The organism is Rhodococcus sp. AW25M09 (assembly GCF_000333955.1).
In the GTDB taxonomy this organism is placed as follows: Bacteria; Actinomycetota; Actinomycetes; order Mycobacteriales; family Mycobacteriaceae; genus Rhodococcoides.
Genome location: NZ_CAPS01000047.1, coordinates 58,223 through 84,603, shown reverse-complemented (window position 1 = coordinate 84,603; position 26,381 = coordinate 58,223). Strand labels below are relative to the sequence as shown.

The window sequence follows — 26,381 nt, the reverse complement described above, 5'->3', positions numbered from 1 at the left end:
TGCTACGAAGTTCCACTCACCTGCGGCTACGCCGCTCCCATCGATTCCCAGGTCGACCAGTCGATGGCCCAGTCGTACAGGTCGCCGTCTCGCGCCGAGAGATCGATTCGGGTACCGGTGACCTCCACCGGGTCGCCGTACATCGCCGTACCGAAGTACTGCTGCGCATCCTCGGTGGAGAGATTGATGCAGCCGTTGGTCACGTTGGATGCGCCTTGCACACCCGTGGTCAGTGGATTGGCGTGGATGAACTCACCGTTGTTGGAGATGCGCACCGCCCAGCGCTCGCGCACGTTCTCGTAGAACGGCGGGTTCGACATCAGGAAATCCTCGTGCTTCTCGGTGACGACGTGGATACCGCTGCGCGTGACGTTGCGGTCCTCGTTGCCTTCGCCGTAGCTGACGGGAATGTCCATGATCGTTTGGCCGTCGCGGACCACCTGCATGCGGTGGCTGGTCGCGTCGGCAATGACGATCTGGCTTCGTCCGATACTGAAGTTCAGTGTGACATCGGCGGCACCGTAGGCACCGTCGCCGTAGTTCACGCCGTACAGCTTGGCGTCGACGGACACCGTGGTGCCGGGAGCCCAGTAGTTGGTGGGCCGCCAGTGGATGCGTGAGCCGTTGTCGTCGGGGAACCAGGCCCAGGCACCGGGAGTCGGCGGGTTGGTGGTCACCGTCAACGCCTTCTCGACGGCGGCTTTGTCGGCGATGGAAGAGTCGAACTGCAGGATGATCGGTGCAGCGATGCCCACTTCTTGGCCGTCGCCGATATTGGTGCTCACTGCGGTTCGGCTGTCCGGCTCGACGGTGGTGAAGCTGCCTTCGACGGGCACGGTCTTGTTGTCCGAGCCCACTGCCGAACCGGACCACGTGTATTTCACGCCGTAGCCGAGGGGTTCGGTGACGGCGTAGGACGTCTTGTCGGGTGAGAGTGCGCCCTGCACGACCTTGCCATCGGGGTTGGTCAACTCGACCTGAGCGAGAGTTCCGCGCGCCACGGCCACCGAGATGGGTGCGATGGGGCTGACGTCGACGGCGTCTGCCGCCGGGTTCTGCGTGACCTGCGCGACGGGCGGAGCCTCGGTGGTGGCACCTGCGCCACTGGAGCCGCTGTCACCGGATCCGACGGTGCAGCCCGCCACCAGCGCCACCAAGGCGACGAGCACGGCGACCAGCCACACCGCTCGCGTCCGTTTTGTCTGTTCTACCTGCTCATGCACGTTGTCCAACGTACCTGCGTCTGCGAGTTGCCCCACTTTTCCCGGACTTTTTGGGTGCAGTCTCACAAGTCCACGAGCGGAACCGCTCAGACTTTCTTGGTGCGCAGTTCGTGACCCTTGGATGTCAGGCAGCGGCCGGTCTCGAGGTTCCAGTCCCATCCGTGCAGGTTGCAGGTGAGCTTTTTGCCTTCGACGATGCCGAACTTGGTCAGGTCCGCTTTCAGATGTGGGCAGCGGCGTTGGATTTCGTAGCCGCCCATCGTGATCGTGGCGGTGTCGTCGTGCGCCTCGGAGAACCACCCGTCCGCGTAGGCGATGCGTTCGTCGGTGAGGCACTTGAAGAACGTGTAGAGGAACTCGTTGTAGCCGCCGACGCGTCGGGCACGGAAGCGGGTGGACAGGAAGATCGAGTTGACCCAGTCCGGCTCCTGATCGCGCACCGCGGTGCGAACCAGTTCCGGCGGGATGGTGAAGCTGTATCGGAACTTCTCGTTCGAGATCGGTTCGCGGACAATTCTTTTCGGAAAGTCGAGCACAACGGTCTCGTCACCCATGGTGATCCCGACGGGGTAACCGATGCCGTCGCAGATCAGATCCGTCTGCGCCATGATCGGCTCGAACAGACCACGTAGTGGCCCCAGCAGCGGCTCACCCTCGGCCGGAGCCCAGTTCGCCTTCTCGGCCGCGATGACCGACGCCTGACGCTGGGCGTACGCCTCGATGTAGTCGGCCTTGCCGGTGGTGAAGATGGCCTCTGCCTCGGCGGTGGGAATGGGATGCTCGTGCGAGATCAGGTCGGAACCGTCGAACGTGGCCGCCGTCCCCGGCATCATCAGCAGACCCTTGTCGTGCCCGTTCAGTCGCATCTGCTCGAGGAAGACCATCTGGTCCGGGAACACGTTGGCCGGGTCGCCGTAGACGTCGTTGAGAGAACGCAGCTCGTCGTCCAGGAAACACGGCGGACCGGCCGATGGGATCACCCACGTCGAACCGACCTGCTCGATGTACTGGCGCGCCCGGTCCATCTGACGCTGCCGCTTCTGGATACCGAAGTTCTTCTTGGCGCGGGCGACCATGTCGTAGACCATCGGGTACCAGATCGCACCCGAGTACTGCAGCATGTGCACGTCCACGGGACCGAACTGCTCGGTCATCACGTCCAGATCCACCGGCCTCGCGTCGTTCATGTTGAACGCGACGGTCTTGCCGTCGGAGACCACCAGTCCCGAGTCACCGATCGGGCCGTCCGCCGGAGCGCGCAGCGCGATGATCATGACGTCGAGATCGCCCTTGGGACCGGAGATCGTGTGCTTGACCGAGTCCGTCGTCTCGTAGAACTTGTGGAAGCCGAGCTTCTCGAGCTCGTGCTTGAGATCGAGCACCGGGTAATCCGGCAGCAGGACGGTGGCGTCCTTGTTGACGTGCTCGGCCAGGTTCTTCGGGTCGAAGTGGTCCTTGTGCAGGTGCGAGACGTAGAGGTAATCGCAATCACCCAGGGTGTCCCAGTCCAGGCCGGAGTTGTCCGGAAACGGGAACCACGACGCGTAGAACGACGGATTCACCCACGGATCGCACAGGATGCTCCCGGCCTCGGTGCGAATATGGAATCCCGCATGTCCCACGCTGGTGACCTGCACTGATTTACCTCCTACGAGCCGGACGAGCAAAGCTCCATCGTATGCGCCGTTCGGTGAGCGCCTAACCCAATGCGCAGTTGACGAGGTCACACTCGGGCGTCAGCGTGACGCCGAACTTCTCGTGCACACCGTCGCGAACGTGTGCCGCCAACGCCATGATGTCCGACGCCGTGGCCCCGCCCCGGTTGGTGATGGCCAGTACGTGTTTCGACGACAGTGCCGCAGCGCCCCGGCCGAATTCGGTGCCGTAGCCGCGCGGAAAGCCCGCATTCTGGATCAGCCACGCGGCCGGGATCTTGGTTCCCGCGGGGTCGGGGAAGCTGGGCGCATGCGCAGCCTGCTCGGGCACCGTCGGCAGCACCGGGTTGAGGAAGAACGATCCGACGCTCCACGTGTCGTGATCACCGGCGTCGAGCACCATCCCCCGTTCGCCGCGCAACGCCAGCACGGCCGCACGGACGTCCGGCACGGGTACGACGTCGCCGATCTGCACATCGAGCCGTTCGGACAACGCCGCGTAGCGCACCGGTAGCGATTCGGTCGTCTTCTTCAACGCGAAGGTGACATCGAGAATCACGTACCGCGAGGATCGCTTGAACACCGACGACCGATGCGTCCCGAATCCACACTGCTCGGGCGTCCACACCGACGTCTCCTGCGTCTGCCGGTCGTAGACGGTGAGACTGTGCAGCAACTCCGACGTCGACGCGCCGTAGGCCCCTACGTTCTGGATAGGCGTCGCGCCGGTGGTCCCGGGGACGTGCCGGACGAGCGCTTCCATGCCGGACAGCCCCGCCATCGATCGTGGCCTGTACGACGGCATCCCACTCGACGCCTGCGTCGACCGTCACGATCTCGCCGTCGATCTCGAGCCGCGAACCGGTCACCCTGATCACCCGGCCGTCGAAGCCGTCGTCGCCGACGACCAGGTTGGATCCGCCGCCGACGATCAACACGTCCGTTCCCGACCGATCTGCGTCACCGACCAGCGACACCAACTCGTCACCGGACGTCGCGACAGCGAATTCGCGGGCCGGGCCGCCCACCCGAATTGTGGTGAGCTCCGAAATTGCAGTAGGCACGGACTCTGACGCTACCGGTCGTGCACGTGTGCGGCGGGTCACCCGGTAATCTGCGGGGATGCCTCGCCCCATTGAGCACAGCTCGACTGTGCCCGCCTCCGCCGACAAGGTCCACGCAGCGCTGACCTCCGAGCAGTACTGGAAGGACCGCATCGAGCAGATCGGCGGCCCCGGTGCTTCGCTGAAGAGCGTGGAGGTGGGCGAGGGCACCATCAGAGTGGTGATGACGCAGTCGGTCCCCGAGGAGGAGCTGCCCTCCGCTGTGACGGCGTTCAAGAAGGGCGATCTGATCATCGAGCGCACCGAGAGCTGGGGCCCGTTGCACGACAGCCGCGCCGAGGGCACCTTCGGGGCGATGGTCGAGGGCACACCCGCACGTATCGAAGGCACCACCAGCCTGCACGGCGTCGGGGAGAAGACGACCGTCTCCCTCTCGGGAATCACCGAGGTCAAGATCCCGATCTTCGGCGGCAAGATCGAGTCGATGATCAGCGAGCAGGTGCTCGAACTGATCGACAACGAGCAAGACTTCACGGGCAACTGGATTACCGAGACTTCACAGTAAGTATCGTCTTCCCGTATGGCTCGCCGCATGAACTACTCCGCCCGGTTCACCCACTCGACGCAGCAGGTCTATGCAGCGTTGTCCAGCCGCGATCACTGGGACGCGCGTATCGAGGAGATGCGCAAGTACTCGGAGAACGAGCTGAAGAGCTTCGAGGTGTCCGACGCCGGAATCGACATCGTGATGCACCACGTCATCCCGCGCACCGAACTGCCCGACATCGCGCAGACGGTGATGAAGAAGGACATGGTCATCACCCGCAACGTGCACTTCGACGCCTACGAAGAAGTCACCGCGGGCCATTACGACGCGTCGATTCCGGCCGGACCCGGCTCACTGAAGGGCACCACCTCTCTCTTCCCCACCAACGGTGGTTCGACGCTGCGTACGTCCTCCGAGGCCAAGGTCTTCTTGCCGTTCATCGGTGGCAAGCTCGAGCAACTGATGCTCGTCAACCTCATCGACCTGTGGCGTGGTGAGGGCGAAGTGACCGCCGACTGGCTCGAAAAGAACACCTGAGCTGAACAAGCCCGAAGGCGTCATCACCCGAGGCACCACCGGCATCAATCGGTTGCGCCGCAGCGACCGGTGGCTGATGCACGATGCCGATGTTCGACGCGTCCTGCTCGAATCACCCGATCCGCTGGTGGTGGACCTCGGGTACGGAGCGATGCCGAACACCACCCTCGAGCTCGCGGGCAGATTGCGCACGATCAGGCCCGATATTCGCGTGACGGGCCTCGAGATCGATCCCGCCCGCGTCGTCCCGGGTAGTGACGGCGTGGAGTTCGCCCGCGGCGGCTTCGAGTTGGCCGGACTTCGCCCCGACCTGGTGCGGGCGTTCAACGTATTGCGGCAATATCCCGAGGACGCAGTTCCTGCTGCGTGGCAACGAATACAGTCACGTCTGGCACCCGGCGGCCTGCTGGTGGACGGTACCTGCGACGAGCTGGGTCGACGCTGCGCCTGGGTTCTGCTCGACGCCGACGGGCCACGGTCTCTGACTCTGGCCTGGGATCCGTTCGGTGTCGACAAGCCGTCCGACATCGCTGAGCGGCTGCCGAAGGTGTTGATACACCGCAACATCGAGGGCGAGCTCGTGCACGATCTGCTGCAGCGCGCCGATCGCGCGTGGTCGGTTGCGGCGCCGTTGGCCCCCTTCGGCCCCCGACTACGCTGGCGCGCGGCGCTGAAAATACTTGCCGAGCAGGGCCTTCCGGTCACACTCCCCCGCAGGCGGATGCGAGACAACGTGCTCACGGTGCCCTGGTCGACGGTTGCTCCTCGCTCCGACCACGGCTGAAATCGAGACTAGGTGCAGGCCGACAGCGCCAGTTCGACGCGTTCGGCCACGCGGTCGGTGCTGCCGGCAGCCTCGGAATACAGTGCGTTCGGGTCGACGCGACCGATCGCGACGGCGTCGCACACCACCTCGTCGAGCGTGATCTGCGAGATGCCGCCGGCGGCGAGATCGAGCACCGTCCGCACGGGGGTGGTGATGTTGAACGTTCCTGCCGATTCGACGTCTCGAGGTTCGAGTCGCAGGCGATGAACGGCGAGACGGGTATCGGTCAGGCGTAAGTCTCCGAACGCACACACATGCACGAATTGCGGGTGCAAGTGCCCGAATCCGTGCAACTCGGCGGCGCTCTGGTGCGAGATCACTGCCTCGCCGCCGAACCAGGCGCACCACATCGCGAACACCTCGAGCTCGCTGTGCGGCCACTGGCCGAGCCGGAACAGGTTGCGCTCGACGCGAGTCCACGTATCCGTAGCCAAGTTGACCCGCACCATTGCCGAATCGAAGCCGAGCTCGCCGGCCTGCTCAGCGGTGAAGTAGCCGTCCTGGCGAGTGGCGAGCGAGTGCAGCTCTTGCACACTCGGTCTTGTCGTACCCATGTCGCCAGCGTACGTCAAATTGTGTTACACATCACAAAGTTCGGTACCGGCGACACAAGTTCGGCGAGTTTCACAGAGCTTGCTCAGAATCATCGGGAAGACTGCTCGGAATGACATCCCCAGCCAGGCGCAGCACAGTCCCGCTGATCGCAGTCTCCGTCGTTGTCGTCCTCCTCATCGCCGTCATCGGCGGCGAACTCTACGTGCGTCAACAGATCAAGTCGTGCCTGGCCGGCCAGCTCGAGTCCGAACTCGGAAGTCAGGTCGACGTCGGTCTCGGTTTCAAGCCGGTACTGCTCTCCCTGGTGGACAAGAAGGTCTCGTCGGTGACCGTGGACAGCGATGACGCACGCTTCGGCCCCGCCGAGGGCATGGTCGTCCACGCCGAGGTGAAAGACGTGAATCTGACACGGACCGCCGACTCCGGCGGCACCATCGGCAGCTCGAATGCCGACATCGCGTGGTCCACCGACGGCATCACCCGCACCCTGCAGAGCCAGGGAATCGGCGCGATCGTCTCCGGCGTCACCTCGGACGCCTCGGCGGGCACCCTCGACTTCGCCGTCGGCGCTCTCGCGAACCTGACCGTCAAGCCACAGGTGGCCGACGGCAGGGTCGACTTCCAGACCGTCGATGCATCGATACTGGGTCTCGGGATCCCCACCGATCTGGTCGACTCCGTCGTCGGCGTGCTGACCGACAGCCTGCAGGCCTACCCGTTGGACATGACTCCGACCTCGCTGAACGTCACCGATTCCGGTATCGAGCTCGCTCTCGAAGGCGGCCGGTACACGATTCCGCCGGCTCAGCAGAACCAGAATCAGCAGACCCCCGAGGGGTGCTCGCTGGTCGCATAAGCCTTCCCCAGGTGAGTGGAACTTCGTAGCAGGCTACGAAGTTCCACTCACCTGCGGAGCCAAACCGTCGAGCACCGCGCGGGTACCCGAGAGACCCAATCGCGTTGCGCCCGCGTCGATCATGGCCAGGGCGGCGTCGGTCGTACGGATGCCGCCGCTGGCCTTGACGCCCAGTCGCCCGCCGACGGTCTCCGCCATCAATCGCACGGCCTCGACGCTCGCGCCGCCGGCCGGGTGGAAGCCGGTGGACGTCTTGACGAAGTTCGCGCCCGCAGTTTCCGCAGCGCGGCACACCTCGACGATCGCCTCGTCGGACAGCGCTGCCGATTCGATGATCACCTTGAGCACGGCATTGCCGATGCCTTCTCGGACGGTCACGATGTCGGCCAGAACGGCGTTGTAGTCGCCGGCGATGGCGGCACCGACGTCGATCACCATGTCGACCTCGTCGGCGCCTTGCTGCACCGCCAGGCGCGCCTCGGATCCCTTGATCAACGAGTGGTGCTTGCCCGACGGGAATCCGGCGACGACGGCGGTCCGCATCCCCTCGGCGCGAATCGGCAACATCGACGGAGATACACACACGGCGAGCACTCCGAGCTCGCGACCCTCCTCGATGAGGGCGGCCACATCGGCCGCGGTGGCCTCGGGCTTGAGCAGCGTGTGGTCGACCATTCCGGCGAGGGCAGCGCGGGTGAGTGTCATGCAGCCCAGCTTTTCACAACCCGGCATGTCGCAGCCCTGTCGGTCTACGATTTTCGTTCATGACCGCAGCATCGCTCGCCGCCACCTTCAACGCCACCAGCAGGGAATTCGACACGTTGACGACGCAGGTCTGGGGACCGGCCGGGCAGTCGCTCGCCTACGCACTCGAGTTCGCATCGGGCGACGCGGTTCTCGACGTGTGCTGCGGCACCGGAGCGTCGGCAATTCCGGCGGCGGCCGCCGTCGGACCCGACGGCATCGTGCATGCCATCGACCTAGCCGACGACCTGTTGGAGGTCGGCCGGGCGAAGGCCACCGATCGCGCCCTGCGCAACATCGACTTCGTTCTCGCCGACGCCACCCAGTGGGAGACGCCGTCGACGATTCCCGACGCCGGATACGACGCTCTGGCCTGTTCGTACGGCATCTTCTTCCTGCCCGATCCCGAGGGCAATTTCGCTCGGCTGGTATCGCTGGTTCGTCCGGGCGGCCGCGTCGGGGTGACGGTGTGGCGCAAGGGCGCGATCGAGGCGTTCTCGCGCACGTACTTCGAGGTCATCGCCGCACATTCACCGCCGAGCGAGCATTCCGGCCCACTCGCACAGGACGGGTACGACAAGCATCCGATTCGGAGGATGGAGACGGTGGACCTACTCGGCGCATGGCTGCGCGGAGCAGGGGCAATCGATGTGCGGGTCGTCGAGCTCGCCAACCATGCGCCGGCGACGGAGACGTTCGTGTGGAATCTCGTGCTGGGCAGCGCCATGCGCGGGGCGCTGACACCGTTCGACGACGCGACCCGAGCAGACATTCGTGCCGAACTGTCGGCGCTGCTGACCGAGCGCGGTATCGACTCGATCGATCTTGGGACACTGGTGGCAACCGGGGTCCGTGCGCCCTGAGACAATCGTCCTCATGAGTTCTTCCGTCTCCGAGGACCGCCGCTATGTTCTGTCCCTCGGTTGCCCCGACAAGACGGGCATCGTCGCCCGCATCTCGACTTTCCTCGCCGATGTCGGCGGCTGGATAGTCGAGGCCGCGTATCACGCCGATCCGGACACCGGATGGTTCTTCACCCGGCAGGCCGTGCGGGCGTCGTCGGTGGACATGAGCGTCGAGGATCTGCGCGCGCGTTTCGCGGCGGTCGCCGCCGAGCTCGGCCCGGAAACCGAATGGACACTGCATGATTCGGGTGAGCCCAAGCGCGTCGTACTACTCGTCAGCAAGGAAGCGCACTGCCTGCACGATCTTCTCGGGCGGGCAGCGGGCGGCGAGCTGCCTGCACAGATCTCTGCGGTGATCGGCAACCACAAGTCGCTCGAGCCGATCGCCGCCGCGCACGGCACGCCGTTCCATCACGTCGAATTCGCGAAGGATCCCGCCGAGCGGGGGCCTGCGTTCGAAGAGGTGCGCTCCCTCGTCGATTCCTACGACCCACACGCGGTCGTGCTGGCGCGCTTCATGCAGGTACTCCCGGAGTCGCTGTGCGCGCACTGGGCGGGCCGGGCGATCAACATTCACCACAGCTTCCTGCCGTCGTTCGTCGGTGCTCGTCCGTATCACCAGGCTTTCGCCCGTGGCGTCAAACTGATCGGCGCGACGTGCCATTACGTGACGGCCGAGCTCGACGCCGGTCCGATCATCGAGCAGGACGTCATCCGCGTCGACCATTCCGACGAGGTCACCGACATGGTACGCCAGGGCCGTGACATCGAGAAGCTGGTGCTTTCCCGTGGCCTGCGGTGGCACCTCGAAGATCGTGTTCTGGTGCACGGCCGCAAGACCGTGGTGTTCAGCTAGCGCCCCCTAGAGATTGCGCAGCCGCACCACTTCGGTGTTGAATTCGTCGATTGCTTCGACCGAGCTCATGTGTCCGATGCCGGGGATCACGATCAGTCGGCTCAGGTGATCGTGATCGTCGAGGGCGCGGGCGAGTTTGCGGGCGTGCACCGGCGGGGTCAGCCGATCCGCCGATCCGACGAGAACGCTGGTGGGAACCGACATGTTCTCCAGTGCCTCACGGATGTCGAGGTCGCTGAGGGCCGCGCCCCAGATACCGCGGGTACGCGGGGCGCATTCGAGCACGATCTTCTCGCAGAAGGCCACTTCGGCGGCCGTGGCTCCGGGGGCCATCGAGATGTATTTGATGGCCTGGCGCGTGACAGGTGACGTCCGCAAAGGCAGCGCCGAGCTCAACACGGCGCGTCCCACCGGCGCTGGAACACGGGGGAAGCGCTGCGGCAGCGGGATGACGGTGGTTTCCCGCACGAGCGAGTCGGTTGCGGTGCTGGCGAGCAGGACGGCACTGACGAGGCGGTCGACCTGTTCGGGGTAGTTTCCGGCCCACGCCATGATCGACATGCCGCCCATACTGTGACCGACCAGCACGGCTTTGCTGTCTTCGGTGACCGTTGCGGAGAGTACGGCGGCGAGGTCGTCGGCCAGCACGTCCGGGCTCAGCGGTCGCGTTCCTACGTCGCTGCGGCCGTGACCGCGCTGGTCGTAGGCGATGACGCGGTAGCGTCCGGCAAGGGCATTGATCTGTGGAAACCAGTAGTCGGCCGAGCAGGTCCAGCCATGGCTGAAAACGATCGGTTCGGCATCGGCGTCGCCGTAGCTACGTACGTGTAGGTGGGCACCGTCATCGGTGACGACCTCGGTGATGTGCGGCTCGAAAGTAGGCTGCTGGAGCAACTCGTCGCGCTGTACGTCGGTCGTTTTGGTGAACGAATGCAGGCGACGCCGCCGAACGGCGAAGGCTCCCACCCCTGCTGCGGCAGCGAGTCCTCCGACTCCGAGCAGCGCTCGTTCCATGAACTTGCGTGAAACCACTGAAAATTCCCCTCTACCTCGACCCCCTGGCGGGTGCGGTAGACGGTACGCCCACGACCTGACGGGCGTTGTCGCGACTCTTTACCAGCGGGGTCCGCGTTGAATGCTATCGATCTTGGGCCGGACGTCGACGAGGTACACCGCGATAGCGACGATGCCGATGATCCAGAACATGATGACCATCGGGCCGATCAACATCAGCAGCAGCCCCACCGCAAGAATGCCCAACCAGGCGGGCTTGGTCAGTTTCCCGGCTGCGGGAAACGCATCCTGCCGTTGGCGCAACGCGTGGAAGATCGCAAATGCTGCTCCGGCAATCGAAATGATTTGCAGGATCAGGAAGATCGTCTGGGAGAAGCTGCTCGCAATCACGTCCGCCAGTGTACGAGAAACGACCCCCGCACCGCGCGGCGCAGGGGTCGTTTCTTTACGAATGCTTTAGCGAGTGGTCTTCTTCGCCGGAGCCTTCTTGGCCGGAGCCGGTGCGGCCTTCTTCGCTGCCGGTGCCGGTGCGGTCTTCTTGGCCGGTGCCGGTGCGGTCTTCTTGATCGGCGAATCGGCGTTGCTCCGAGTCTTGGCCTCGACCTTGCCTGCTACGCCGCTGACCTTCTGCGATGCGTCGACAGCCTTGTCCTTGGCTTCGTCGCCGGCCTCGTCGATGTCGTCGGCGAGCTCGTCGGCAGCCTCGGAGATCTCCTCGGCACCGTCACGAACCTTGTCCGATGCGATACCGGCCAGTGCAGCGGCGCGCTCGCCGACCGCGCGGGTCTGCGATGCGACGGTTCCGAGCGCCTGCTCGGTGAGGTCGACAACGTCGTTGGCGGCAGAGTTGGCGCGCCCCAGGCTCTCTTCGACGGCGGGCGTGCGGCGGATGCGCTCGACGGTCTCTTCGCCGCGCTCGGCGAGCGAGGTGTAGAGGTCGGAGGCAACCTTGAGGTATGCCTCGGCAACCTTGCGCAGCTCTTCCGGCGTGAAGCGCTCACGCAGCTCGGCAATCTCGTCGGGGAGCTCTGCGGGCAGGTTCGTCAAACGCTCGCGCAGGCTCTCGACGCCCTCGGTGACATCATCGGAGAGGTCGGCGATGCGGGCGTTGACCTCGCTGGTGCGGCTCTCGGCACGCGAGCGCACCTGAGCGACGACGTCGGCCACGGCCTGGACTACTGCGTCGCCTGCACCGACAGCGGCGAAGATGGGCGTCTTGACGCCCTCGAAGTTCTTGGAATCAGACATCTGGTGTCTCCTGTTCGTCGGGTTCTGGTTCTTGGATCGACTCGTTCTCACCACGGAAAGAGTCGTAGATCTCGATCAGCACTTGCTTCTGCCGTTCGGTGATGTGCTCATCGCCGAGCAGAGCTTCGCGCACCGGACCGTGGGGACGCGCTTCCAAGATCCCGGCCCGGACGTACAACACTTCGGATGAGACGCGCAGACCCTTGGCTATCTGCGCGAGCACCTCTGCGGACGGATTGCGTAGTCCGCGTTCGATCTGACTCAGGTAAGGATTACTCACTCCGGCACGACTTGCGAGCTGTCGCATGGAAACTTGAGCGGCTTCTCGCTGTGAACGGATGTAGCTGCCAATGTCCTGGGCTGCCGTTGTCACCACTGCGGCGACGATGTCGCTTGCCTCGGCGACGACGTGCGTCGCTTCGGTCGCTTTGGCGACCAGATCTCCCTCGTTCTCGGCCATGTCGGCCTCCTGGATTCGGTGTTCGTAAACGACCGTACCCAAGGGTGCTAACTATTGCAAGCACTCTGCTAGCACTAGTGTCCGAAGATCAGGTCGGAGACCGTGTAGATGGCCAGTCCGGCAATGGAACCGACGACGGTTCCGTTGATTCGAATGAACTGAAGATCGCGTCCGACCTGCAGTTCGATCTTCTTGCTCGCTTCTTCTGCATCCCACCGGGCGACGGTGTCACCGATGATCGTGGTGATCTCGTCGGCGTAGTTCGCGGCGACGTAGCGCGCTCCCCCGAGCAGCCAGCCGTCCACTTTTCCGCGCAGTTCCTCGTCGTCGCGCAGCCGCACACCGAGGTTCGCGGTGTTCTCCTTGATCTTGGTTCGCAGCGTGCTCGTCGGATCGTCGACCGATTCCGTGATCAGTCGCTTGGCCACCTTCCAGGTGGCCGCCGCCAGCCCGGTGATCTCCTCACGCCCCATGATCTGCGCCTTGAGCTTCTCGGCCTTGTCGATGGTCGTCGGGTCGTGCTGCAGATCGTTGGCATAGTCGACGAGAAATTTGTTGGCGGCCAGACGCACGTCGTGCTCTGGGTTGGACCGAATCTTCCAGGTGAACTCGACGAGCTCCTTGTAGACCTTCTCCCCCAGCAAGGTGTCGACGAATTTCGGCGACCAGTTCGGGGAGTCCCGTGCGACGACGCGATCGATCATTTCCTGGCTGCCCAGGGCCCACTGATGTGCCCGCTCGGCGAGCATGTCGATCAGCGGCAACTGACGGTTCTCGCGAAGCAACTCCTCGAGGATGCGGCCGATCGGCGGTCCCCACTGCGGATCTGCGAGCCGGCGCACGATGGTGCTGTCGATCACCGCGGTGATGTCCTCGTCGTTGAGCACGTCGACGACGCCATGCAACACGGTGGCCGCCTCCGCCGCGACCCTTTCGGCATTGTCGGGCTCGGCGAGCCAACTACCCAACCGCAGCGGAATCTGCGCCGACGCCACCTTCTCCGACACCACCTCGGGGGCAAGGAAGTTACTGCCGACGAAGGAACTCAGACTCGCGCCGAGTTGGTCCTTCTTCTTCTTGATCAGCGCGGTGTGTGGAATCGGAATGCCCAGCGGATGCTTGAACAGTGCAGTCACCGCGAACCAGTCCGCGAGTGCGCCCACCATTCCCGCTTCCGACGCGGCGCGCACGTACCCCACCCACGCTCCCGCCCCCGTCGACTCCTGCCACCGACAGAACAGGTAGACCACCGATGCGAAAACGAGAAAGCCCGTCGCGACTGTCTTCATCTTGCGGAGGTCGCGTCGTTTGGTCTCGTCGTCGAAGTTCATCAGCTGCACAACCGCCATTGTGCCCAGAAATGTGATGGATCAACCGGACGCAGCCCGCAAAGGTGTCGGACAAGGCGCATAGGGTGGAGTTGTGGCGAGAAATACGACGGGGGCACGACTGGACGAGTCCGAGCCGACTGCAGATCGAACCGAGGCGGAACAACCCAAGATCGAGAAGCCGGACGGCCGTAAGCGGCGGTGGCGGGAGCACAAGATCGCTCGACGCGAGGAGCTGGTCGACGGCACGTTGGCCGCGATCCGCGCGCGGGGCCGCGAGATCGGAATGGACGAGATCGCGTCGGAGATCGGTATCTCCAAGACGGTGCTCTATCGGTATTTCACCGACAAGAACGACCTGACGAGTGCGACCATGTCGCGGTACGTCGAGACGACGCTCGCCCCACGGATCTACGCCGCGATCTCGCACGAACTCGACGAGTACGAGCTGACGCGCGTCGTCGTCACCGCCTATGTGGAAACGGTCGCCACCGATCCCGAGGTCTACCTCTACGTCATGGCGAACAACGCCGGCAACAACCGCGATGTCGTCGCGGAGTCCGAGCGCATGATCGCCGAGTTGCTCTCGACCGTCCTGGGTGAGCGCCTACGTCAACGTGAAATGGACTCCGGCGGTTCGGTGCCGTGGGCTTTCGCCATCGTCGGCGCTGTCCAGTTGGCGACGCACTGGTGGATCTCCAACAAATCCATGTCCGCAGACGACCTGATCGATTACCTCTGCATGATGATGTGGGGTGGAATTCACGGCGTGGCGATGGCCGACGGTTCGCCGGCGAAATTCAAATCCCAGCCGCACCCACTGGTCGTCGACGACGACGAGCCGAGCACGTCCTAGCGCCCGTCCGTTTGAGATCGGCCCCATCCGGACATTCGAAAGGGTATGAGCATCAATACCCTGACCGGACGCCGCATCGCTATTCTCGCCACCGACGGCGTCGAGGAAGTCGAGCTGGTGCAGCCACGCGAAGCAGTCGAAAATGCCGGAGCCACAGTTACATTGGTGTCACTCAATCACGGTGACATCCAGGCGATGACCGGCGACGTCCACGCTGCGAACACCTTCGCGGTCGACCGCGTCGTCGCGGACGTCTCGGCCGACGACTTCGACGCACTGATCCTTCCCGGCGGAACCACCAACCCCGATCAACTGCGCGTGGACGCCGACGCGGTCACGTTCGTGCGTGACGTCGTCGACGCAGGCAAGCCGGTCGGCGTGATCTGCCACGGAGCCTGGACGCTCGTCGAGGCCGACGTCGTGAAGGGCCGGACGTTGACGTCCTACCCGAGCATCCGCACCGACATCCGGAACGCCGGTGGGACGGTCGTGGACGAGGAAGTAACGGTGGACGGCAACCTGGTGTCGAGCCGCAACCCTGACGATCTGCCGGCATTCTGCGCAAAGATCGTGGAGCATTTCAGCGCTCAATAGGTTAGCCTTTCCTATGCACATTTCTCGTTCCGCGGTTCTGCCTGCAGCAGCCCTGGCCCTCGCACTCACTTTCACCGCATGCAGCTCCGACGGCGGTGGTTCCAACGGCGGTAGCGCAGACTCGGCCGAGGCCGCCGGGGTCGTCGTCACCGACATGTTCGGCGACGTCGAGGTTCCGGCGAACCCGCAGCGAGTGGTGGCTCTCGGCTGGTCCGACGCGGAGACAGCGCTGGCGCTCGGAGTCCAACCCGTCGGAGCCAGCGACTGGCTCGGCGTCGGCGGGAACGGCCTGGGTCCGTGGGTCGAGGAGTCCTACGACACCGACCCCACCATCCTCGGCACCTACGACGTCGACATGGAATCGATCGCGGCGCTGGCACCCGACCTCATCCTGTGGACCCGCAGCACCAACGACGAAGCCGTCTACGACGACCTGTCCGAAATCGCGCCCACCGTCGCGGCACCGCCGGGAACCGACATCGCCTACGGCACCACCTGGGCCGACCAGACCGAGATCGTCGCTCAGGCACTCGGCAGGGTCGAACAGGGCACACAGCTGATCGACGACACGCAATCGCTGCTCGCCGACACCGTCGCCGCCAACCCCGAATTCGCCGACAAGACCGTCGCGGTGGGGACGCTCTACAGCGGCCAGATCGGTGCCTACGTGCGGGGCGACACCCGAGTCGATTTCCTCGAATCACTGGGCCTGACGAACACCCCGACCATCCAGAACCTCGCCGAACCCGGAAAATTCAACATCGAACTCTCCGAAGAGAACATCGCAGCGCTCGACGCCGACCTGACCGTCATGTTCCCGATCGGAACCGGACCCGAGGTGATCACCGACAACCCGTCCATTCAGGGCCTGCCCTCGGCCCGCGACGGACGCCTCGTCGTCCTCGGTGACCAGAACCTCTCCAACGCTTTCTCGGCAGCCTCGGTCGCGGGTACCCGATACGCACTCGAGAATGCAGTGCCACTGTTCGCAACACCGCTGAAGAGCTGACTCACCCCCTCCAGGGCGGGCTTGTCACACCCTCCCTGGTGGACTTGTCACACCCTCCCTGGTGGACTTGTCACACCCTCCCTGGTGGGCTTGTCACACCCTCCCTGGTGGGCTTGTCACACCCTCCCTGGTGGGCTTGTCACACCCTCCCTGGCGGGAATCCACCCGCGGCGATCGGGCCCCAGGTGTCGATCACGATGCGTATCAACGACTTTCCCTGCTTCACCATCGCCGCGCGATACTCGTCCCAGTCCGAGTGCTCGCCGGCGATGCTGCGGAAGTACTCCACCAACGGCTCGACGGCGTCGGGCAGATCGATGATCTCGGCCGACCCGTCGACCTGCACGTAGTCGCCGTTCCAATCGTCACTGTGCACCAGCACCGTGACCGCCGAATTACGCCGGATGTTGTGCACCTTCGCCCGCTCGGGGTACGTGGCGATGACGATGCGGCCCTCCGAATCGACCCCGGCCGATACCGGAGAGACCTGAAGACCGTCGTCGCGCTTGTGGGTGATCAACGTGTGATGATGCCGTGGGGACACGAATTCGAGTAGCTGCTCACGCGTTACGGATTCGGCTTTTGCGATCGTAGGGGCCATGCGTTCCATCGTAGAGAAGTAGTGTTTCGCCCATGGCCGACAAGTCGAAATTGTGGACGCAGTCTCCCGTCGAAGCGCTACGCGCCGGCACCTCTCCGCGGGTGGAGGACCTCGACTTTTCCGCGACTCCGGGTTTCGACGGGTCCAAGTCCCACGGAAACGACATCCTCGAACAGCGCGGCGCAGTTCTGGCCGAGTTGCAGGAGAAGCTCTACGCCCACGGGCGTACCGGCGGCAGCCGTTCGGTATTGCTGGTCCTGCAGGGCATGGATACCGCCGGCAAGGGCGGGATGGTCAAGCACGTCATCGGCATGGTCGATCCACAGGGCGTCGACCTGGCGTCGTTCGGAGTTCCCACGCCGCAGGAAAGGCAGCACCATTACCTGTGGCGCATCCGAAATGCCCTGCCGCGAGCCGGCCGGATCGGGGTGTTCGATCGCTCCCATTACGAGGACGTTCTCGTCGTCGCGGTGCACGATCTGGTGCCACGGCAGGTGTGGGAGAAGCGATTCGACGAGATCAACGCCTTCGAGAAGGAGTTGACCGAGGAGGGAACCGTCGTCGTCAAGATCGCATTGTTCGTCTCGGCGGACGAGCAGAAGGAGCGGCTGCAGGAGCGCTTGGATCGGCCGGACAAGCATTGGAAGTACAACCCAGGTGACGTCACCGAGCGCGGCTTCCTCCCGCAGTACCGCGACGCGTATCAGCGAGTGCTCGATCGAACGGACCGTGATCACGCACCGTGGTACGTCGTCCCCGCCGATCGCAAGTGGTACAGCCGCCTGGCGGTCACGGAGATTTTGATCGACGCCTTGGAGAAGCTCGATCTCGATTGGCCTGCAGCAGATTTCGACATCGAAGCCGAGAAGAAGCGGCTCGCCGAGAGCTGATCGCCCCTTCGAAGGCGTGAATGGTCCATTGACCCCCGTCAGGGCAGGTCAATGGACCATTCACGCGTCCAAGGAGACAGCTACTACGTGGAGATCAGAACGTTGCTGCGTCGATCACGAAGCGGTAGCGCACGTCGGACTTGACGACGCGGTCGTAGGCTTCGTTGATCTTGTCGGCCGGGATCAGCTCGATCTCGGCACCGATGTGGTGCTCGGCGCAGAAGTCCAGCATTTCCTGGGTCTCGGCGATGCCGCCGACCATGGAGCCTGCGAAAGAGCGACGGTTGGCCAGCAGGTTGAAGGCCGGCACCTCGAGAGGCTTCTCCGGCACGCCGAGCTCGACGAGGGTGCCGTTGCGGGCGAGCAGTCCCAGGTACTTGCCCATGGGCAGATTCGCGGAGACGGTGTTGAGGATCAGGTCGAACTTGCCCTGCAAATCCTTCAGTGCCGAGGTTCCCTTGGTGGCGTAGTACTCGTCGGCACCGTAGGACTTGCCGTCGGCTTCCTTGCTGTCGGTCTGGCTCAGCACGGTGACGTGAGCGCCCATGGCGTGTGCGATCTTGACGCCTACGTGGCCCAGGCCGCCCATACCGATGATGGCAACCTTCTTGCCGGGTCCGGCTCCCCAGTGCTTGAGCGGCGAGTACAGCGTGATGCCTGCACACAGCAGCGGTGCGGCGACGTCGAGCTCGACGCCCTCGGGGATGCCGAGCACGAACTTCTCCGTGACGACGATCTGGGTGGAGTAGCCGCCGTGGGTGAACTCGCCCTCGTAGGTCTCCGAGTTGTACGTCTGGACGACGCCCTTGGTGCAGTACTGCTCGTCGCCGTCCTTGCATGCCTCGCACTCACCGCAGGAGTCGACGAAGCAGCCGACGCCGACGCGGTCGCCGACCTTGCGGGTGGTGACATCGGAGCCGACCTCGGCAACGATTCCCGCGATCTCGTGTCCGGGGACCACGGGGTACGTGGTGCCGCCCCACTCGTTGCGGGCGGTGTGGATGTCGGAGTGGCAGATGCCTGCGAACTTGACGTCGATGAGGATGTCGTTCGCTCCGAGCGCGCGTCGCTCGATCGTCGTCTTCTCGAGCGGAGCGTCGGGAGCGGTGGCCTGGTAGGCGGTAGCTGAAGTCATAACTACATTGCTACCTACGCATCTGAACTAATGCAACAGTGCTACCGCCCCGACCAGGCTATTCCTGCTCTAAACGAGTCGTTCGCAACAGTAACGTCAGCTGTTCTTGGCGATGTTCGCGCCGAGCCACACTACATAGGCTCCCAGACCGACCAGTCCGATCTTACGGGTCTTGGGGTAGGCGATCGCGGTACCGACTGCCAGTTCGGTGGCTCCGTTGCGGCTGATCCAGGTTCGCGTGTCCTTGGGGAACGGGAGCTTGGTGATTCCCTCGAAGGCCTCGGGCACCACGAAGTGGGCGGCACCGGTAGCGGCCAAACCGATCCCGAATGCCTTGGGAACCAGACCGTTCGACTTCTTGGACTTGCTCACTGACGCGCTCCCTAAGATCGAGTTGATGAACTGGTGAACCGACAATAGCGCTCCGCCCGATACTGCGCGGCGACCCGCCCGAGACAACGGCTACTTTGCTACTCGGCCGTTCTCGTAGCGATAGAAGCCGGCTCCGGTCTTCTTACCCACCTGCCCTGCCTCGACCATGCGCAGCAGCAGCGACGGAGCCGCGAACAGTGGTTCCCCGAATTCCGAGTACATCGAATCTGCAATGGCTTTCACGGTGTCGAGGCCGATGAGATCGGTGAGCGCCAGTGGCCCCATCGGGTGCGCAAGGCCGAGCACCGTTGCTTTGTCGACGTCTTCCGTGGTGGCGAATCCCGACTCGACCATGCGAATAGCCGACAACAGATACGGCACGAGCAGCGCGTTGACGACGAAACCCGGGCGGTCGGCGGAACGCACCACCTGCTTTCCCAGAACATCGCCTGCGAACCTCTCGGCGCGGTCGGCAACGGCCTGGGAGGTCAGCTCGGTGGTGACGAGTTCGACGAGCGGCAGCACCGGTACGGGGTTGAAGAAGTGCAGTCCGAGAACGCGCTCCGGTGCCGTGGTGGCGGATCCGAGTGTCGCGATGGGAATCGAAGAGGTGTTCGAGGCCAAAACCGCACCGGGGTCGGTCACGACTGCGTCGAGCTCGGTGAAGATGTCCGCTTTGGTCTTCTCGTCCTCGAGCACTGCCTCGACGACGAGTTGACGATCGGCGAAATCTGCGAGGTCGGAGGTGAAGCGGAGCTTGCATGCTGCGTGCTCCCGCTCGCGCTCGGTGATCTTGCCGCTGCTGACCCCGCGGTCCAGTGATTGCAGGATGCGGTGACGTCCGCTGGTTGTCAGCTCGCGCGTCTGTTCGTAGACCAACACCTCGACGTCGGCGCGCGCGCAGACCTCTGCGATGCCCGCGCCCATCTGGCCGGCTCCGACGATCCCCACCCGCTCGACCGTCAAGACAAACTCCTTCGAAATACTTGCGTTACAACAGCTTCGACGCGAGATGGGGGTAACTCTTGCCGGGGACGCCCAGAGCTCCAGGTGATACAGATCAGGCGGCCCGCAACGAAAGTTGCGGACCGCCCGACTAGTGCGCTGAAAGGTTAGGAGAGGCGGCTCAGTTAGTGGAACTGGCCTTCTTCGGTGGAGCCCTTCAGTGCAGCCGTCGAGGTGTTGGGGTCGACGGTGGTGGCGATGCGGTCGAAGTAGCCCGCGCCGACCTCACGCTGGTGCTTGATGGCGGTGAAGCCGCGCTCTTCGGCAGCCTTGAACTCGCGCTCCTGCAGGTCGACGAACGCGGTCATGCCCTCGCGGGCGTAGCCGTGTGCCAGGTCGAACATGCCGTAGTTGAGCGAGTGGAAGCCCGCCAGGGTGATGAACTGGAACTTGAAGCCCATCGCGCCGAGCTCCTTCTGGAACTTCGCGATGGTCGCGTCGTCCAGGTGTGCCTTCCAGTTGAACGAAGGCGAGCAGTTGTAGGCGAGGAGCTGGTCGGGGAATTCGCTGCGAACCGACTCGGAGAACTTCTTGGCGACCTCGAGGTCCGGCACGCCGGTCTCCATCCAGATGAGGTCTGCATACGGTGCGTACGCCTTGGCGCGAGCGATGCAGGGCTCGATGCCGTTCTTGACGCCGAAGAAGCCCTCGGCCGTGCGGGTTCCGTCGAGGAATTCGCGGTCACGCTCGTCGACGTCGGAGGTGATCAGCGTGGCTGCCTCGGCGTCGGTGCGGGCGATGATGACCGACGGCACGTCGGCGACGTCCGATGCCAAACGTGCAGAGGTCAGGGTGCGGATGTGCTGCTGGGTGGGGATGAGCACCTTGCCACCGAGGTGGCCGCACTTCTTCTCCGATGCGAGCTGGTCTTCCCAGTGCACGCCTGCGGCACCGGCCACGATCATGGCCTTCTGCAGCTCGTAGGCGTTCAGTGCGCCACCGAAGCCGGCTTCGGCGTCGGCGACGATCGGTGCGACCCAGTTCTTGACGGACGTGTCGCCCTCGATCTTGGCGATCTCGTCGGCGCGCAGGAGTGCGTTGTTGATGCGGCGCACGACAGACGGAACCGAGTTGGCCGGGTAGAGGCTCTGGTCCGGGTAGGTGTGGCCCGAGAGGTTTGCGTCGCCGGCGACCTGCCAGCCGGAGAGGTAGATCGCCTGGAGGCCGGCGCGAATCTGCTGCACGGCCTGGTTACCGGTGAGGGCACCGAGCGAGTTGATGTAGTCCTCGTTGTTCACGAGATCCCACAGGACCTCGCTGCCGCGGCGAGCAAGCGTCGCTTCTTCGACAACAGTGCCCTGGAGGTCGGAGACCTGCTGTGCGGTGAAGTTACGGGTGACGCCCTTCCAGCGGGGATTGGTGTCCCAATCCTGCTGGATCTCGGCGGTGGTCTTCGGGGTGCCGGTGGTCGACATCGGAGCTCCAGTCTCTTCTCTGCTTTCGGCCTGCCGCGAGACGAATCTTCACATCGTTGCCAGGCCCTTCTGGTGTACTCCAAAACAATGGCACACCCGAAAACATGCGTCTACCAGTTGTTAGTGCCAATCTTGGCTAGCTTTCCCGAGCGCCTTGCTAATGTTGCGAATTTTCAGTCCGCGCAAACCTCACCGATCGGACGACATAGTTACCGATCGGTAGGGATAAATCCCCAGTTGATGAACGCAATGTACAAAAAGTTATATCGGACGCTCGTACGGTTTGATGGGGGCGTCTGAATCGAGTCAGACCAGACGGGTTCTGTGACGCAAATCACACGCAAGCAATCCCACGATGTGAACGCGCACGGGTTGCTTTATTCGACGAGCGTCTGAAGTTCGGATTCGATCCCGCATCCTTGGCCCGACTGCTCGCGCGGTTCCCGGGCCGACGCGGCAACACCGAACTGGCTCGTCAGGTCCGGCTGGCAGTGGCGCGGTTCGCCTCACAGCGCTGCAGTGGTGTTCAGCAAGGACCGGCGTCGCCAGAATGCGCTGGTGCTCGATGGCTGGTTGGTGCTGCGCTATTCCGCATTCGATGCGCTGGCTGCACACGCCCGGATCGCGAGCGAGATCGCATCAGTTGGGTCGTGAGTTGCCGACCGAGCCGTGTACACACAAAATGCTCCACTCCCGCGGCCGTGGACGACATTCATCGCCCACGCCCGGGGAGTGGAGCATCAGTTGCTGGAATTCAGACTCGCGCGCTGGTTCGATCGGCACTGGACGCAACCACCCGCGAGGTGACCGGTGCCCGACGCGAGGCGAGCACGCCGAGCGCGCCCATGGCAGCGATCACCAGTCCGCCGACGATGGCGAACAGGTCCGCGGCCAGCAGTCCGGACGGGAACACCATCAGTGCAGGCGAGACCGCGAGGAGCAGACCGAGGCCGACGTGAGTCCAGTGGCTTTGCCGCGACGACGATCCGATGGCCCACAGCGCAGTCGATGCGGCGAGTATGCCGAGGACGAGGATGGCACCGGTGACCTCCTGGACCCCCTCGACCGGGAGCCATACGGTGGATCCGACGAGTACCGCTCCGGTGACGAAGACGACGACGTCCCTGACGATTTCCGATGTGCGTTGACGGTTGGACATGACCACTCCTAGAGGTACGTGGCGAATTGGCTCGTATACCGGTATACGCCTTTACTTCCGCTAATGTTCCCGATGATCACCGAATTGTGACCCGGCAACCAGTTGCGAACGGTGTTAACGCATTTCTTCGCAGGCGTAGCCTGGCGATATGTCGAAAACCTTCGTCGGCGTGCGGCTTCGGCAGCTTCGCAGCGAACGCAGCATGAGTCAGGTGTCGTTGGCCCACAAGCTGGGGATCTCGGCCAGCTATCTCAACCAGATCGAGCACGACGTGCGTCCGCTGACGGTGCCGGTACTCCTTCGCATCTCCGAGGTGTTCGGCGTCGACACCTCGTTTTTCTCCTCCGAGGACGACACCAGGCTGGTTGCCGAGCTCCGCGAGGTGGCCCTCGATCAGGACATGGACATCGACGCCGACGCGCACGAGATCGCCCAGATGGTCAGCTCGCACCCGCAGTTGGCGCGGGCGATGGTGAACATGCATCGCCGATTCCGCAATACGACGGCTCAGCTCCTCGCCGCTACCGAGGAGCGCTTCTCCGACGGCAGTGGCAGTGGTTCGATCAGCAAGCCGCACGAGGAAGTGCGCGACTACTTCTATCAGCGGCAGAACTATCTGCACGATCTGGACACTGCGGCGGAGGCGCTGACCTCGAGGATTCGATTCCATCGCGCCGACGTGGGCGGCGAGATCGCCAAGCGGCTACGAACGGTGCACGACGTCCAGATCGTCAATCGCATCGACCTCGGCGAGAACGTGCTGCACCGATTCGACCCCCAGACGCGCGTACTGGAGATTTCGCCACACCTGTCCGCCGGTCAGAAGGTGTTCCGGTTCGCTGCCGAACTGGCGTACCTCGAATGCGGAGACCTGCTGAACAAAATGGCCGACGAGGGAAACTTCACCAGCGAGTCGTCGAAGAAGCTGGCGGTGCTCGGCTTCGCGAACTATTTCGCTGCCGCGACGGTGTTGCCGTACCACCAGTTTCACGACGTCGCCGAGGATTTCCGGTACGACGTCGAGCGGCTCTCGGCGTTCTTCTCGGTCAGTTACGAGACCATCTGCCATAGGCTCTCCACCTTGCAGAGACCCGAGTTACGGGGTGTGCCGTTCTCGTTCGTCCGGGTCGATCGCGCAGGAAACATGTCGAAACGCCAGTCCGCCACAGGTTTCCACTTCTCATCCAGTGGCGGTACCTGCCCACTGTGGAATGTGTACGAGACGTTCGCCTATCCGGGCAAGATCATGACCCAGATCGCCGAGATGCCCGACGGCCGCAACTATCTGTGGATCGCGCGCACCGTGGAGCGACGGGCCGCGCGATACGGTCAGCCCGGCAAGACCTTCGCCATCGGTCTCGGTTGCGAGCTGCGCCATGCCGGCAGACTGGTGTACGCCGACGGACTGGACGTCCAGGGCTCTGCTGCTGCAACACCGATCGGCGCAGGCTGCCGCGTGTGCGAACGTGCGAACTGCCCGCAGCGTGCGTTCCCGCCGCTGGGCAAGGATCTCGATATCGACGAGCACCGAAGTTCGGTATCGCCGTACCTCGTTCGCTGACCGAGAGGAGAACTGCAATGACGCGAATCGGCGTTGTACTTCGGCCTGAAATGGCTCCCGAGGCACTCATCGACGCTGCGCGCGCGGCCGACGCCGCGGGTGTCGACGAGGTGTGGATCTGGGAAGACTGCTTCTACTCCGGTGGAGTATCCACTGCTGCAATGATTCTCGCCGCCACGAACCGTGTGAGTGTCGGCATCGGGGTGTTACCCACCCCGATGCGAAACGTCGCGTCGACGGCCATGGAGATCGCTACCGTTGCCCGGATCCATCCGGGGCGGCTCCGCGTCGGACTCGGTCACGGCGTCCAATCGTGGATGGATCAGATCGGTGGCCGAGTGCACTCTCCCCTGACGTTGCTGAGCGAGCAGATGGCCGCGCTGACCAGTCTGTTGGCCGGTGAAACCGTGACCGTTCACGGCCGATACGTCTCACTCGACGATGTGCGATTGAACTGGCCGCCGCAGCAACCGCCGCCGCTTCTGGTCGGCGCGACGGGGCCGAAGACGCTCGCCCTGAGCGGTCGCAGCAGCGTGGGAACCATCCTCACGAGCGAGACGTCCCCGGACCAGCTGCGAACCGCTGTCGAGCACATCGGCGGTGGGCCCGACCACGACGTGGTGGTCTACGTGTCGTGTCTTTCCGATTCCGATGCGGCCCCGAGCACTGTGCAGCGCTGGATCGACGCGGGGGCGACAACCATAGTGCTCGAACCCTCACCTGATCGATCGGATCTGGCCGGCCTGTTCGACGCTGCGGCGTCGTTGACCGCGACGTTCACTGCGCCACAGTAGCATTCACGGGGAATTGAGTATTACTGCTTTCGAAGGAACCGCCCCGCGTCCGCGAACGCCCGTGCTCGACGCGTCAGCGTGGGCGGTGCGGGCTGCTCGCCTCGCCACAGGCGGTAGAGGGTGCTCATGCTCAGGATGAGCCGTTCCGGTGAGTCCCAATGCGCGTAGTGCCCGAATTCGGTGGATTTCAGCAGGTTTCGGGCGGCCTCGGTCGATCCGAGTCCGGCATCGAAGCAGCTGCGACCGGCCTCGGCCACCCAGGTCCAATAGTTGCGGACTGCGCGGATCTGGTCGGTGCCACACAGCGGGCCGTGGCCGGGGACGTAGACGGCGGCATCGAGTTCGAGGAGATGGTCGAGGGCGTCGATCCAGTTCTGCAGTGGGCCGTGCCAGAGCACCGGGGTGGCGTCGATGAACAGCAAGTCTCCTGCGAACACGACTCCGACGTCGGGTAGGTGGGCGATGAGGTCGCCCTCGGTGTGCGCCGGACCCAGGTAGCGCAGGTGAACGGATCGTCCTGCTACGTCGAGGGTGTCGGTGGTCTCGAAGGTGTGGTCGGGTAGCCGCGGCAGCGCGGTGGGGAAGGTGGCACCGCCGCGGACTCGGTTCATGTAGGAGCCCATCGCGCCGACCGGCCCGGGTACCCAGCCGATCTTGGCACCGAGGGAGGCGAACGTGGCTACGCCTTTCGGTGGCGTCTCCTCTTTCATGGCGTGCAGTGACGCGGCGCTCGTGGTGATGCGCGCAGACGGGGGAACAGTGTCGTTGCCCCACCAGTGATCGCCGTCGGAGTGGGTGTTGAGTACTTCGGTGATCGGCGCGTCGGCGATGAGTTCGGCGGTGTCTGCGGCCACCCGTGCTGCCCACGTGGTGTCCCAAACGGTGTCGATCAACATCGACGCGCGGCCCGGCCCCACGATCAGTCCGGTGTTGGTCTGCCCCCAACTGCCCGGCGGCCGCATGAAAGCCCAGGTGCCGTCGGCGATCTGCTGATATCCCACCGCTGTGTCTGCCACCGACTCAGGCTAACCGGTGAACATCTCGGCGATCCCACCTCCCGGGCAGCGTTCGAGAAGCTCGGTCTCGCGACCTACATCGCCGGGGTCAGGTCCTTGGCCGGGAACCTTGACGTTTCGTCCTGATCCATCGAGGGGCGCTGGACATCTTGTCGG

The 26,381-nt window shown here is 64.1% G+C and carries 30 protein-coding genes and 1 pseudogene; 13 read left to right on the top strand and 18 right to left on the bottom strand.

All coding sequences use genetic code 11. From position 1 onward, the window contains the following. Positions 1-26: 26 nt before the first annotated feature. The 4 genes and pseudogenes from RHODMAR_RS08970 to RHODMAR_RS28985 all read right to left on the bottom strand — a co-directional run. On the bottom strand, positions 27-1,223 hold the full coding sequence (locus RHODMAR_RS08970; protein ID WP_051047905.1) for a L,D-transpeptidase: 1,197 nt from the start codon (positions 1,221-1,223) through the stop codon (positions 27-29). A gap of 86 nt (positions 1,224-1,309) precedes the next feature. Beyond that, positions 1,310-2,860, bottom strand: coding sequence for an MBL fold metallo-hydrolase (locus RHODMAR_RS08965; protein WP_008713592.1), 1,551 nt, complete (start codon positions 2,858-2,860; stop codon positions 1,310-1,312). A 61-nt stretch (positions 2,861-2,921) separates the two neighbouring features. Beyond that, positions 2,922-3,659: a UDP-N-acetylmuramate dehydrogenase gene (locus tag RHODMAR_RS08960; protein WP_008713591.1), complete on the bottom strand. Its 738-nt coding sequence runs from the start codon at positions 3,657-3,659 to the stop codon at positions 2,922-2,924. 43 nt (positions 3,660-3,702) lie between these two features. Continuing rightward, positions 3,703-4,014: pseudogene (locus RHODMAR_RS28985) on the bottom strand (FAD-binding protein); the annotation flags it as partial. On the opposite strand from RHODMAR_RS28985, the gene RHODMAR_RS08955 reads away from it, so the two are divergent. From RHODMAR_RS08955 to RHODMAR_RS08945, 3 genes are all read left to right on the top strand, one after another. Next, the gene (locus RHODMAR_RS08955) at positions 4,001-4,507 is read left to right on the top strand and encodes a DUF2505 domain-containing protein (protein WP_008713589.1); all 507 of its coding nucleotides are present in this window, start codon (positions 4,001-4,003) and stop codon (positions 4,505-4,507) included. The pseudogene RHODMAR_RS28985 and the gene RHODMAR_RS08955 overlap by 14 nt on opposite strands. Positions 4,508-4,522: 15 nt before the next feature. Then, the gene (locus RHODMAR_RS08950; RefSeq protein ID WP_008713588.1) at positions 4,523-5,026 is read left to right on the top strand and encodes a DUF2505 domain-containing protein; all 504 of its coding nucleotides are present in this window, start codon (positions 4,523-4,525) and stop codon (positions 5,024-5,026) included. A gap of 76 nt (positions 5,027-5,102) precedes the next feature. Beyond that, complete coding sequence (locus tag RHODMAR_RS08945; protein ID WP_008713586.1) at positions 5,103-5,810, top strand: class I SAM-dependent methyltransferase; 708 nt, start codon at positions 5,103-5,105, stop codon at positions 5,808-5,810. Positions 5,811-5,818: 8 nt separating this feature from the next. Here the strand turns inward: RHODMAR_RS08945 and RHODMAR_RS08940 are convergent, their stop codons facing one another. Then, on the bottom strand, positions 5,819-6,406 hold the full coding sequence (locus tag RHODMAR_RS08940) for a type IV toxin-antitoxin system AbiEi family antitoxin domain-containing protein (RefSeq protein ID WP_042938494.1): 588 nt from the start codon (positions 6,404-6,406) through the stop codon (positions 5,819-5,821). Between the two features lie 110 nt (positions 6,407-6,516). Between RHODMAR_RS08940 and RHODMAR_RS08935 the strand changes: the two genes are divergently transcribed. Beyond that, positions 6,517-7,263 carry an LmeA family phospholipid-binding protein gene (locus RHODMAR_RS08935; RefSeq protein WP_008713582.1) on the top strand — a complete coding sequence of 249 codons (747 nt, stop codon included), beginning with the start codon at positions 6,517-6,519 and terminating at the stop codon, positions 7,261-7,263. Positions 7,264-7,296: 33 nt separating this feature from the next. Here RHODMAR_RS08935 and deoC read toward each other — a convergent pair whose 3' ends face one another. Beyond that, positions 7,297-7,968 carry a deoxyribose-phosphate aldolase gene (gene deoC, locus RHODMAR_RS08930; protein ID WP_008713580.1) on the bottom strand — a complete coding sequence of 224 codons (672 nt, stop codon included), beginning with the start codon at positions 7,966-7,968 and terminating at the stop codon, positions 7,297-7,299. A gap of 59 nt (positions 7,969-8,027) precedes the next feature. Between deoC and RHODMAR_RS08925 the strand changes: the two genes are divergently transcribed. Continuing rightward, on the top strand, positions 8,028-8,870 hold the full coding sequence (locus RHODMAR_RS08925; protein ID WP_008713578.1) for a class I SAM-dependent methyltransferase: 843 nt from the start codon (positions 8,028-8,030) through the stop codon (positions 8,868-8,870). A gap of 13 nt (positions 8,871-8,883) precedes the next feature. Next, the gene (gene purU / locus RHODMAR_RS08920) at positions 8,884-9,768 is read left to right on the top strand and encodes a formyltetrahydrofolate deformylase (RefSeq protein ID WP_008713577.1); all 885 of its coding nucleotides are present in this window, start codon (positions 8,884-8,886) and stop codon (positions 9,766-9,768) included. A 6-nt stretch (positions 9,769-9,774) separates the two neighbouring features. Here purU and RHODMAR_RS08915 read toward each other — a convergent pair whose 3' ends face one another. The 5 genes from RHODMAR_RS08915 to RHODMAR_RS08895 form a co-directional block, all read right to left on the bottom strand. Further along, on the bottom strand, positions 9,775-10,800 hold the full coding sequence (locus RHODMAR_RS08915) for an alpha/beta fold hydrolase (protein WP_008713576.1): 1,026 nt from the start codon (positions 10,798-10,800) through the stop codon (positions 9,775-9,777). A gap of 81 nt (positions 10,801-10,881) precedes the next feature. Next, positions 10,882-11,172, bottom strand: coding sequence for a DUF2516 family protein (locus RHODMAR_RS08910; RefSeq protein ID WP_008713575.1), 291 nt, complete (start codon positions 11,170-11,172; stop codon positions 10,882-10,884). 66 nt (positions 11,173-11,238) lie between these two features. After that, entirely contained in the window at positions 11,239-12,030 is a 792-nt protein-coding gene (locus tag RHODMAR_RS08905) for a heparin-binding hemagglutinin (protein WP_008713574.1), read from the bottom strand. Next, positions 12,023-12,490, bottom strand: a complete 468-nt coding sequence (locus tag RHODMAR_RS08900; RefSeq protein ID WP_008713573.1) for a helix-turn-helix domain-containing protein — start codon at positions 12,488-12,490, stop codon at positions 12,023-12,025. The genes RHODMAR_RS08905 and RHODMAR_RS08900 overlap by 8 nt, the downstream gene beginning before the upstream one ends. 74 nt (positions 12,491-12,564) lie before the next feature. Further along, positions 12,565-13,839 carry a DUF445 domain-containing protein gene (locus RHODMAR_RS08895; RefSeq protein ID WP_042938491.1) on the bottom strand — a complete coding sequence of 425 codons (1,275 nt, stop codon included), beginning with the start codon at positions 13,837-13,839 and terminating at the stop codon, positions 12,565-12,567. A 100-nt stretch (positions 13,840-13,939) separates the two neighbouring features. On the opposite strand from RHODMAR_RS08895, the gene RHODMAR_RS08890 reads away from it, so the two are divergent. From RHODMAR_RS08890 to RHODMAR_RS08880, 3 genes are read left to right on the top strand one after another with little or no spacing between them, the layout of a single operon-like run. Continuing rightward, on the top strand, positions 13,940-14,674 hold the full coding sequence (locus RHODMAR_RS08890; protein ID WP_232433605.1) for a TetR/AcrR family transcriptional regulator: 735 nt from the start codon (positions 13,940-13,942) through the stop codon (positions 14,672-14,674). A gap of 45 nt (positions 14,675-14,719) precedes the next feature. Continuing rightward, positions 14,720-15,268, top strand: coding sequence for a type 1 glutamine amidotransferase domain-containing protein (locus RHODMAR_RS08885; protein ID WP_008713570.1), 549 nt, complete (start codon positions 14,720-14,722; stop codon positions 15,266-15,268). 13 nt (positions 15,269-15,281) lie between these two features. Then, the gene (locus RHODMAR_RS08880) at positions 15,282-16,277 is read left to right on the top strand and encodes an iron-siderophore ABC transporter substrate-binding protein (RefSeq protein ID WP_008713569.1); all 996 of its coding nucleotides are present in this window, start codon (positions 15,282-15,284) and stop codon (positions 16,275-16,277) included. A gap of 139 nt (positions 16,278-16,416) precedes the next feature. Here the strand turns inward: RHODMAR_RS08880 and RHODMAR_RS08875 are convergent, their stop codons facing one another. Next, the gene (locus tag RHODMAR_RS08875; protein WP_042938514.1) at positions 16,417-16,878 is read right to left on the bottom strand and encodes a PPOX class F420-dependent oxidoreductase; all 462 of its coding nucleotides are present in this window, start codon (positions 16,876-16,878) and stop codon (positions 16,417-16,419) included. Between the two features lie 32 nt (positions 16,879-16,910). Here RHODMAR_RS08875 and RHODMAR_RS08870 point away from each other — a divergent pair, with 32 nt between their 5' ends. Then, complete coding sequence (locus RHODMAR_RS08870) at positions 16,911-17,768, top strand: polyphosphate kinase 2 family protein (protein ID WP_008713567.1); 858 nt, start codon at positions 16,911-16,913, stop codon at positions 17,766-17,768. A 94-nt stretch (positions 17,769-17,862) separates the two neighbouring features. Here the strand turns inward: RHODMAR_RS08870 and RHODMAR_RS08865 are convergent, their stop codons facing one another. The 4 genes from RHODMAR_RS08865 to aceA all read right to left on the bottom strand — a co-directional run bounded on the left by RHODMAR_RS08865 (position 17,863) and on the right by aceA (position 21,695). Beyond that, the gene (locus tag RHODMAR_RS08865) at positions 17,863-18,903 is read right to left on the bottom strand and encodes an NAD(P)-dependent alcohol dehydrogenase (RefSeq protein WP_008713566.1); all 1,041 of its coding nucleotides are present in this window, start codon (positions 18,901-18,903) and stop codon (positions 17,863-17,865) included. 96 nt (positions 18,904-18,999) lie between these two features. Continuing rightward, complete coding sequence (locus RHODMAR_RS08860; protein WP_008713565.1) at positions 19,000-19,275, bottom strand: hypothetical protein; 276 nt, start codon at positions 19,273-19,275, stop codon at positions 19,000-19,002. A gap of 90 nt (positions 19,276-19,365) precedes the next feature. After that, on the bottom strand, positions 19,366-20,241 hold the full coding sequence (locus tag RHODMAR_RS08855) for a 3-hydroxybutyryl-CoA dehydrogenase (protein WP_008713564.1): 876 nt from the start codon (positions 20,239-20,241) through the stop codon (positions 19,366-19,368). Positions 20,242-20,405: 164 nt separating this feature from the next. Beyond that, complete coding sequence (gene aceA / locus RHODMAR_RS08850; RefSeq protein ID WP_008713563.1) at positions 20,406-21,695, bottom strand: isocitrate lyase; 1,290 nt, start codon at positions 21,693-21,695, stop codon at positions 20,406-20,408. 519 nt (positions 21,696-22,214) lie between these two features. On the opposite strand from aceA, the gene RHODMAR_RS29395 reads away from it, so the two are divergent. Continuing rightward, positions 22,215-22,349 carry a hypothetical protein gene (locus RHODMAR_RS29395; RefSeq protein WP_269744624.1) on the top strand — a complete coding sequence of 45 codons (135 nt, stop codon included), beginning with the start codon at positions 22,215-22,217 and terminating at the stop codon, positions 22,347-22,349. Between the two features lie 100 nt (positions 22,350-22,449). Here the strand turns inward: RHODMAR_RS29395 and RHODMAR_RS08845 are convergent, their stop codons facing one another. Then, the gene (locus RHODMAR_RS08845; protein ID WP_008713562.1) at positions 22,450-22,854 is read right to left on the bottom strand and encodes an SPW repeat domain-containing protein; all 405 of its coding nucleotides are present in this window, start codon (positions 22,852-22,854) and stop codon (positions 22,450-22,452) included. 148 nt (positions 22,855-23,002) lie between these two features. Between RHODMAR_RS08845 and ramB the strand changes: the two genes are divergently transcribed. Beyond that, positions 23,003-24,415 (top strand): acetate metabolism transcriptional regulator RamB, encoded by a 1,413-nt coding sequence (gene ramB, locus RHODMAR_RS08840; protein ID WP_008713561.1) that lies wholly within the window; start codon positions 23,003-23,005, stop codon positions 24,413-24,415. A gap of 17 nt (positions 24,416-24,432) precedes the next feature. After that, positions 24,433-25,209: an LLM class flavin-dependent oxidoreductase gene (locus RHODMAR_RS08835; RefSeq protein ID WP_008713560.1), complete on the top strand. Its 777-nt coding sequence runs from the start codon at positions 24,433-24,435 to the stop codon at positions 25,207-25,209. 20 nt (positions 25,210-25,229) lie between these two features. Here RHODMAR_RS08835 and RHODMAR_RS08830 read toward each other — a convergent pair whose 3' ends face one another. Beyond that, positions 25,230-26,225 carry an MBL fold metallo-hydrolase gene (locus RHODMAR_RS08830; protein ID WP_008713559.1) on the bottom strand — a complete coding sequence of 332 codons (996 nt, stop codon included), beginning with the start codon at positions 26,223-26,225 and terminating at the stop codon, positions 25,230-25,232. Positions 26,226-26,381 lie beyond the last annotated feature (156 nt).